Below are 8,248 nucleotides of genomic sequence, written 5' to 3' on the forward strand. Positions count from 1 at the left end.
CCGTGCCGCACGGGCGGGGATAGCGCACCCCGTGCGCGGCCTCTTTCCGGAATGGAGGTTCCGCCCGCGCCCCGCGGCCGTGGGCGGTCGGACGCTGAGGGAGTGATGCGAGTGCCCAGGCAGTGCGTGCGGGTCCCCGCCGGACGGCGGTACGGACCCGTCCCGGCGCGGGCCGGTCGCGGAAGGGGTGCGCGATGAGCGCCGGGCAGACCACCGCCGGCGCCCCGCCCGCCGCGGAGGACGAGCTGCTCGCTCACTTCGAGGCGCTCGTCGCCTCCGGCGAGACGGTCGAACCGCGCGACTGGATGCCCGACGGCTACCGCCGGATGCTGCTCCGCCAGATCGCCCAGCACGCCCACTCCGAGATCATCGGCATGCAGCCGGAGGGCGCCTGGCTGACCCGGGCGCCGTCCCTGCACCGCAAGTCGGTGCTGATCGCCAAGGTCCAGGACGAGGCGGGCCACGGCCTGTACCTGTACTCCGCGGCCGAGACGCTGGGCGCGGACCGCGCCGACCTGCTGGACGCCCTGCACCGGGGCCAGCAGCGCTTCGCGGCGACCTTCAACCACCCCGCGCTCACCTGGGCGGACACCGGCGCGATCGCCTGGCTGACGGACGGCGCCGCCGTCATCAACCAGGCGCCCCTGTGCCGTACGTCCTACGGCCCCTACGCCCGCGCGATGCGCCGCGTCTGCCAGGAGGAGGCCTTCCACGTGCGGCAGGGCTACGACCTGATGCGCGCGCTGTGCGAGGGGACGCCGGAGCAGAGGCGGATGGCGCAGGACGCGGTGGACCGCTGGTGGCTGCCCGCCGTGGCGCTGATGTTCGGACCGCCCGACACCGAGGCGGGCGGGGCCGACGCGCGCACCGCCGCGCTCGGCGCAGCCGTCTCCCGCCGCGCCATCGCCTGGGGCATCAAGCACCACACCAACGACGAGCTGCGCCAGCGCTTCGTCGACCAGTGCGTCCCGCAGGCCGAACGGCTCGGGCTGACCCTGCCGGACCCGGCGATCCGCTGGAACGAGGAGCGCGGCCACTACGACTTCACCCCGGTGGACTGGGAGACGTACCGCGACGCGCTCGGCGACGACACGCACTGGGCGCGGCAGCGCGTCGCGCACCGCCGCGCCGCGCACGAGGACGGCGCGTGGGTGCGGGAGGCGGCCGCCGCGTACGCCGCCCGCGAGGACGCCGGCGTCCCGCCGGCCGGCACCGGCGCCGCGGGGATCGCCGCGGACCGGACGGAGGCGGCCGCGTGAGCCGGGGGCGGGAGGGCGCGCCGGCGTCCTGGGAGGTCTTCGTGCGGCCCCGCAGGGGACTTGCGCACCAGCACGTGGGGTCGGTGCGGGCCGACGACGCGGACACGGCCCTCGGCCGCGCCCGCGACCTGTACGTCCGCCGGGGCGACCCGCTGTCGCTGTGGGTGGTCCGCTCGGACTCCGTGCACGCGGTCTCCCCCGACGAGCGCGACCCGTACTTCAGCACCGCGCGGCACAAGCCGTACCGCTACCCGGAGCAGTTCGCCCCGCTGACGCAGGAGGGCCCCGACGGTGACCACGACCAGTGACACGGCGCCCGCCGCACGGGCCGTCCGCGCCGGCGCCCGTACCGGCGCGGCCCGCGCGGACGCCTCCCGTACCGGCGCCGACCTCGCCGTGCTCCTGCTGCGCCTCGGCGACGACGCGCTCGTCCTCGGGCAGCGCCTGTGCCAGTGGATCACGCGGGCCCCGACGATCGAGGAGGACCTGGCGCTGTCCAACATCGCCCTCGACCTCGTCGGCCACGCCCGCACCCTGCTCACCCTGAGCGGGCGGCTGGACGGGACGGGCCGCACCGAGGACGACCTCGCCTTCACCCGCCAGGACCGCGAGTTCACCAACGCCCTGCTCACGGAGTTGCCGAACGGGGACTTCGCGGCGACCGTGGCCCGGCAGCTCGCCTACACCCACTACGCGTCCCTGTACTACGAGGCGCTGGCCGGCTGCGCGGACCCCGACCTGGCCGGGTTCGGCGCGCGGGCCGCCAAGGAGGTCGCCTTCCACCGGCGGCACGCCGACGACTGGACGCTGCGGCTGGGCCTCGGCACGCCCGAGAGCACCCGGCGCATGCGGGCGGGCCTGGAGCGGGTGTGGCCCTACACCGCCGAGCTGTTCGACGAGGACGACGTGGTGCGCCGCCTCGCCGCGGCCGGCACGGTGCCCTCGCCCGCTCCGCTGCGCCCGCTGTGGGAGCGGCGGGTGGGCGAGGTCGTCGCCCGCGCCGGACTCACCGTGCCGGCGCCGCGCTGGCAGGCCCGCGGCGGACGCGTCGGCCTGCACACCGAGGAGTTCGGGCCGCTCGTCGCCGAACTGCAGTCGGTGCACCGTCAGTTCCCCGGAGGCACCTGGTGAGCGGGGAGACGCGGACGGCGGAGCGCCCGGCCACGGCCCGCCGCTCCGTCGAGGAGGTCCGGGCGAGGGTGGAGGCCGTGCCCGACCCGGAGCTGCCGATGATCGGCCTCGGCGACCTCGGGGTGGTCCGCTCCGTCGCCCCGGCCGCCGACGGCGCGCTCGAAGTGGAGATCACGCCGACCTTCCTGGGCTGCCCGGCCCTGCCCGCCATCACCTCCGCCGTGGAGGAGGTCCTCGCCGACTGCGGCCACCCCGACGGACGCGTGCGGCAGGTCCTGACCCCGCCCTGGACGACGGACAGCATCACGGAGGCCGGACGCAGGAAGCTCGCGGACCACGGCATCGCCCCGCCCGTGCCCGTCGCGCCCGGCGGCCCCGTCCCCGTAGAGCTGGGCGGGGTGGCGTGCCCGCACTGCGGGTCACGGGCCACCCGGCCGCACAGCCCCTTCGGCCCCTCCCGCTGCCAGTCGGTGCTGCGGTGCACGGCGTGCCACGAGACGTTCCCCCACCTGACCGCGTTGTGAGGCCCATCGTGAACACCGCCGTGACCGGAGCGGGCACCGCGCCCGCCGAGACCGCGCCCGCCGGAGCCCGCGCCGGCCGGCCCCGGACCCCGTCGTCCCCGGCGGCGGGCCCGCGCACCGGCTGGCACCGGCTGACGGTCGCCGAGGTGCGCCGGCTGACCGAGGAGGCGGTCGCGGTCACCCTGGACGTCCCCGACGGCCTGCGCGCCGCCTTCGCCCACCGGCCCGGCCGGCACGTCGTCGTACGGCACCGGCGCGCCGGCGTCGAACTGCGCCGCTGCTACTCGGTGTGCCCGCCGCCGGACGACCCGGACGCGTTCCGCCTGGTGATCAAGCGGGGCGGGCCCGACGGCTTCGGCGCGTACGCCACGACCGCCCTGGCGCCGGGCGAGTGCCTGGAGGTCTCCCCGCCCACCGGGGCCTTCGCCCTGCCGGACCTGCCCGGCGCGCACCACGTGCTCGTCGCGGGCGGCTCCGGCGTCACCCCGCTGGCCGCGATGGCGGCGGCCGTGCTGCGCGAGGACCCCGCCTGCCGGGTCTCCCTGGTCCACGCGGTGCCCACGGCCGCGACCGCCCTGCTGGCCGACGAGCTCACCGACCTGAAGGACCGGTACGTCGACCGCTTCACCGCACTGCACGTCCTCACCCGCGAGCACCGCGGCAGCGACCTGCTCAGCGGCCGCGTCGACGCCCCGAAGCTGCGCCGGCTGCTCACCGCGCTGGACGCGCTCCCGGCACCCGGTACGGCCTACGCCCTGTGCGGCCCGCCCGGCCTGGTCGCCACGGCACGGCGGGCGCTGACGGAGTGGGGCGCCGACCCGGCGTCCGTCCGCTGCGAACCGTTCACCCCCGGCGCCACGCCGCACGACGCGCCGCCCGTGGCCGTGGCGCCGCCCGCGGCCGGACCGGCCGGGCCGGCGGAGGAGACCCGGATCACCGCGGTGCTCGGCGGACGCCGCGGCACCGTCCCGGTGCGGCCGCAGGACCAGGTGATCCTCGACGCGCTGCTGCGCGCCCGCCCCGACGTGCCGTACGCCTGCCGCGACGGCGTGTGCGGCAGCTGCCGCGCCAAGGTGCTGTCGGGCGAGGTGGCGCTGGGCCGCCAGTACGCCCTCGACCCCCAGGACCTCGCGGCGGGCTACACGCTCGTCTGCCGGGCCCGCCCGCGCACCGCCGAGGTCACGCTCGACTTCGACGCCTGACCCCCCGCGGACCACCCACCCCCCGGCGAGCCGCCGGACACCTTCCAGGTAAGGAGAAGACGTTGACCACCTCTCTGCGGCACGAGGGCAGGACCGCCCTGGTCACCGGAGGCAGCCGCGGCATCGGCCGCGCCATCTCCCGGCGCCTGGCCGAGGAGGGCGCCCTGGTCGCCGTGCACTACGGACACGACCTGACGGCGGCCGAGCGGACGGTCAAGGAGATCGAGGCCGAGGGCGGCCGCGCCTTCGCCGTCCACGCCGAACTCGGCGTGCCCGGCGACGCCGCCACGCTGTGGGAGGCCTTCGACCGGGCCCTGGCCGAGCAGGGGGCCGGACCCGGCCTGGACATCCTCGTCAACAACGCGGGCATCACCGTGCCGCGCACCATCGCGCACGTGACCGAGGAGGACTACGACCGGGTGTTCGCGATCAACACCAAGGCGCCCTTCTTCATCGTCCAGCGCGGACTCGACCGGCTGCGCGACGGCGGCAGGATCGTGAACATCTCCTCGGTGGCCACCAAGTTCGGCTATCCCGCGATCGTCGCCTACACCATGACCAAGGCCGCCCTGGACTACCTCACCCTCGCCCTCGCCAAGGAACTCGGACCCCGCGGCATCACGGTGAACAGCGTCGCGCCCGGCTACACCGAGACGGAGATCAACCCCACCCTGAGCATCCCGGAGATCCGGCAGCGCTACTCGGATGCCTCCGTCTTCGGCCGCCTGGGCCGGCCGGCCGACATCGCCGACATCGTGTCCTTCGTGGCCAGCGACGACGCCCGCTGGACGACCGGCCAGTGGATCGACGCCTCCGGCGGCGTCCACCTCGGCATCTGAGACCGCACCACGGCTCCTGATCCCCCCACGGCGGACGACCGGCCCACGACCGGCCGGTCCCCGCCTCCGGCCATGGCAGCACAAGGAGACGCCATGAACACCAGCACGTCCGCTCTCGCCGAGCCGGCCGTGGACGATTCACTGACCCGGCCCTTCCACGGCCCGAGTCCCTACGACGAGTACGTGCACGCGTCCGTGCTCAACTCGCTGCAGCAGCCGCTGACCGAGGCCGCGGACGAGATGGGCTTCCTCGTCACCACCCAGGTGATGGAGCTGTGGTTCACACTGGTCGTGCACGAGTGGCAGGCGGCCCGGCAGGCGTTCGCCAAGGACGACCTGGACCGCGCCCTGGACGCGCTCACCCGCAGCCGCCGCGCCCTGAGCGCGCTCAACGACTCCTGGAAGCCCATCGCCGCGCTGACGCCCGCGCAGTTCAACGGCTTCCGCGCCGCGTTCGGCAGGGCCTCGGGCTTCCAGTCGGCCATGTACCGGCACATGGAGTTCCTCCTCGGGCAGAAGAACGCCGGCCTGCTCGGCGGCCACCGGGGCGACCCCTCGGTGCACGAGGCGCTGGCCGAGACCTACCGCGCCCCCTCCCTGTACGACGAGGTGCTGCTCTTCCTGCACCGGCGCGGACTGCCCGTCCCGGAGCACGTCAGGGAGCGGGACGTGACCGCCCCCTACGCGTCGGACCCGGGGGTGGTCGAGGTGTGGCGGCGGATCTACGCGGGCCCGCAGCACGACCCGCTGCTCGTCCTGGGCGAGGCACTCACCGACGTCGCCGAACTGGTGACGCGCTGGCGCCTGGACCACGTCATGGTCGTGCGCCGCGCCATGGGGGCCAAGCCCGGCAGCGCCGGCTCCTCCGGCCTGGCCTGGCTGGAGAGGCGCGCGTCCCGCCCGGTCTTCCCCGAGCTGTGGGAGGTGCGCGGTGCCGTCTAGGGTCATCTCCGACTTCGCGGCCGAGGAGGAGAGGCGGGTCCTGAGCCTGAAGCCGGTCCTGGCACCGGTGCACGGCCGCTACGGGGACCACCCCCACCAGGTCTACGACGCCTGGCCCGCCGGGGACCCGGGCGCCCCGCTGGTGGTCCTGCTGCACGGCGGGTACTGGCGCTACGACCGGATGCACCTCACCCCCTTCGCGGCCTACCTCTCCGAGCAGGGCTTCGACGTCCTGCTGCCCGGCTTCCGCAGGTCCGGCGGCGCGGGCGGCTATCCGGAGACCTTCGACGACGTCGCACGGATCGTGGACACCCTGCCCCAGGGGCGCCCGTACGTCCTGGCCGGTCACTGCTCCGGCGGCCACCTGGCCCTGTGGTGCGCGGCCCGCGGGCTGCTGCCCCCCGACTCGCCCTGGTACACCCGCGACCTGCCCACGGGCGTGCTGGCGCTCGCCCCGCTCACCGACCTCGCCGCCACCCGCCGTGACGACCTCAGCGACGGCGCCGCCGTCCAGCTGCTCGGCGGGGAGGAGGTGTTCGAGGAGCGCATGGCCTCGGTCGACCCGCTCACCCTGCTGCGCGGGGCGGGGACGACCGGAGTGCCCACCGTGCTGCTGCACGGGGCCGTCGACGAGGAGGTGCCGCTGACGCAGTTCTCCGACTACGCGGCCGTGCACCACGACCTGGAGACGGTCGTGCTGCCCGGCACGGGCCACTACACGCTCATCGAACCCGGCGCGCCCGGCGCCCGGAGCGTCGCCGACACCCTCTGGGACATGGCGGCCGCCTTCGGCGCCCGGAGGCCCGCACGGGACGCGGACGAGGAGCGGGCCGGCGACGGGAACGACCGGGAGGCGGTGCGGCCGTGACGACGACCACCCCCGCCCCGGCGACCGGCCCCGCCCCGACGAACGCTCCCGCCACGACGACCGGCGAGGAGGCCGCGAGGCTCGACGCCGAGGACGCCCTGGCACCCCTGCGGGAGCGGTTCCTGCTCCCGCAGGGGGTGGTCTACCTCGACGGCAACTCCCTCGGCCCCCTGCCCGCCGCGGTGCCGCCGGTCCTCGCCGACGCCGTGCACCGGCAGTGGGGCACCGGTCTGATCAGGTCCTGGAACGCGCACGGGTGGTGGGAGGCGCCCCTCAGGGTGGGCGACGCCGTCGGCCGCCTCATCGGCGCGGGACCGGGGCAGACGGTGGCCGGGGACTCCACGAGCGTGCAGCTGTTCACCGCGCTGAACGCCGCCGCCGCGCTGCGGCCGGACCGGCCGCTGCTGGTCACCGACCCCGGCCACTTCCCCACCGACCGCTACCTGGCGGACGCGGTGGCGCGCGTCCGGGGCCTCCAGGTGCGGCCGGTGCCCCCGGCCGGTCTGGAGGAGTTCCTCGCCGCCGAGGGCGACCGGGTGGCCGTCGTCAGCTACTCGCCCGTCGACTTCCGCACCGGCGAGCTGTACGACATGCGGGCGGTCACGGACGCCGCGCACCGCGCCGGCGCGCTCGTCCTGTGGGACCTGTGCCACGCCGCGGGGGCCTTCCCGCTGGACGTCGACGGCCTCGGTGTCGACCTCGCCGTCGGCTGCGGCTACAAGTTCCTCTCCGGCGGCCCGGGCGCCCCCGCCTTCCTGTACGCGGCCCGGCGCCACCACGAGGCCCTGGAGACCCCGCTGACCGGCTGGACCGGCCATGCGGACCCGTTCGCCATGGCCCCCGGCTACACACCGGCACCGGGGATCGCGCGGGCCCGTGTCGGCACCCCGCCGATCCTGTCCCTGCTCGCCCTCGAAGCGGCGCTCACCGCCTTCGACGGCGTCGACCTGGCCCGGGTCCGCGCCAAGAGCCTGTCCCTGACGGGCTTCTTCCTGCGGTGCGCCGAGGAGCTGCTGGCGCCCCTGGGCTTCGAGGCGGTGACCCCGTCCGACCCGGCCCGGCGCGGCAGCCAGGTCGCGCTGCGGCACCCCCACGCCTACGGACTGGTGCAGGCCCTGGCGGAGCGTGGCGTGATCGCCGACATGCGCGCTCCCGACCTCCTGCGGTTCGGTGTGAACGCCCTCTACACCACCCACCGGGACATGCTCACGGCCGCCGTGAGCCTGCGGGACGTCGTGCGCACGGCCGCCTACGACCCGGCGCCGCAGCCCTCGGGCCGGGTGGTCTGAGGACCGCGGCCCGTAACTTCGCGCAGGCCCGGTGGTGACCGGTGCGCCCCCGCTCCGGCTTCCGGGGGCGCACCGGTCCGCCTCCCGGACGGGGGGGTCAGAAGGCGTCGCTCGGCACGTAGGTGCCCCAGACCTCGCGCAGGGCGTTGCACACCTCGCCGACCGTGGCGCGGGCGCGCAGGGCGTCCTTCATC

The 8,248-nt window shown here is 75.9% G+C and carries 9 protein-coding genes; all 9 read left to right on the top strand.

The features are described from left to right. The first annotated feature begins 194 nt into the window (after positions 1-194). The 9 genes from paaA (at position 195) to IE271_RS30650 (ending at position 8,054) form a co-directional block, all read left to right on the top strand. Positions 195-1,259 (top strand): 1,2-phenylacetyl-CoA epoxidase subunit PaaA, encoded by a 1,065-nt coding sequence (paaA, locus tag IE271_RS30610; RefSeq protein ID WP_190193721.1) that lies wholly within the window; start codon positions 195-197, stop codon positions 1,257-1,259. Further along, a complete protein-coding gene (gene paaB / locus IE271_RS30615) occupies positions 1,256-1,567 on the top strand; it encodes a 1,2-phenylacetyl-CoA epoxidase subunit PaaB (RefSeq protein ID WP_190193722.1) in 312 nt (103 codons plus the stop codon). Before paaA ends, paaB begins: the two co-directional genes overlap by 4 nt. Continuing rightward, positions 1,551-2,390 carry a 1,2-phenylacetyl-CoA epoxidase subunit PaaC gene (paaC, locus tag IE271_RS30620; RefSeq protein WP_190193723.1) on the top strand — a complete coding sequence of 280 codons (840 nt, stop codon included), beginning with the start codon at positions 1,551-1,553 and terminating at the stop codon, positions 2,388-2,390. The genes paaB and paaC overlap by 17 nt, the downstream gene beginning before the upstream one ends. Then, positions 2,384-2,914 (top strand): 1,2-phenylacetyl-CoA epoxidase subunit PaaD, encoded by a 531-nt coding sequence (gene paaD, locus IE271_RS30625; protein WP_373308867.1) that lies wholly within the window; start codon positions 2,384-2,386, stop codon positions 2,912-2,914. The genes paaC and paaD overlap by 7 nt, the downstream gene beginning before the upstream one ends. Positions 2,915-2,922: 8 nt before the next feature. Next, a complete protein-coding gene (locus tag IE271_RS30630) occupies positions 2,923-4,116 on the top strand; it encodes a 2Fe-2S iron-sulfur cluster-binding protein (RefSeq protein WP_229919647.1) in 1,194 nt (397 codons plus the stop codon). Positions 4,117-4,178: 62 nt separating this feature from the next. Then, positions 4,179-4,955 (top strand): SDR family oxidoreductase, encoded by a 777-nt coding sequence (locus IE271_RS30635; RefSeq protein ID WP_190193725.1) that lies wholly within the window; start codon positions 4,179-4,181, stop codon positions 4,953-4,955. A gap of 93 nt (positions 4,956-5,048) precedes the next feature. Further along, positions 5,049-5,897 (top strand): tryptophan 2,3-dioxygenase, encoded by an 849-nt coding sequence (locus tag IE271_RS30640; protein ID WP_190193726.1) that lies wholly within the window; start codon positions 5,049-5,051, stop codon positions 5,895-5,897. Next, positions 5,887-6,765, top strand: a complete 879-nt coding sequence (locus IE271_RS30645; protein ID WP_229919648.1) for an alpha/beta hydrolase family protein — start codon at positions 5,887-5,889, stop codon at positions 6,763-6,765. The genes IE271_RS30640 and IE271_RS30645 overlap by 11 nt, the downstream gene beginning before the upstream one ends. Before the next feature lie 98 nt (positions 6,766-6,863). Next, on the top strand, positions 6,864-8,054 hold the full coding sequence (locus tag IE271_RS30650; RefSeq protein WP_229919653.1) for a kynureninase: 1,191 nt from the start codon (positions 6,864-6,866) through the stop codon (positions 8,052-8,054). Positions 8,055-8,248 lie beyond the last annotated feature (194 nt).

The organism is Streptomyces minutiscleroticus (assembly GCF_014650875.1).
Lineage (GTDB): Bacteria > Actinomycetota > Actinomycetes > Streptomycetales > Streptomycetaceae > Streptomyces > Streptomyces minutiscleroticus.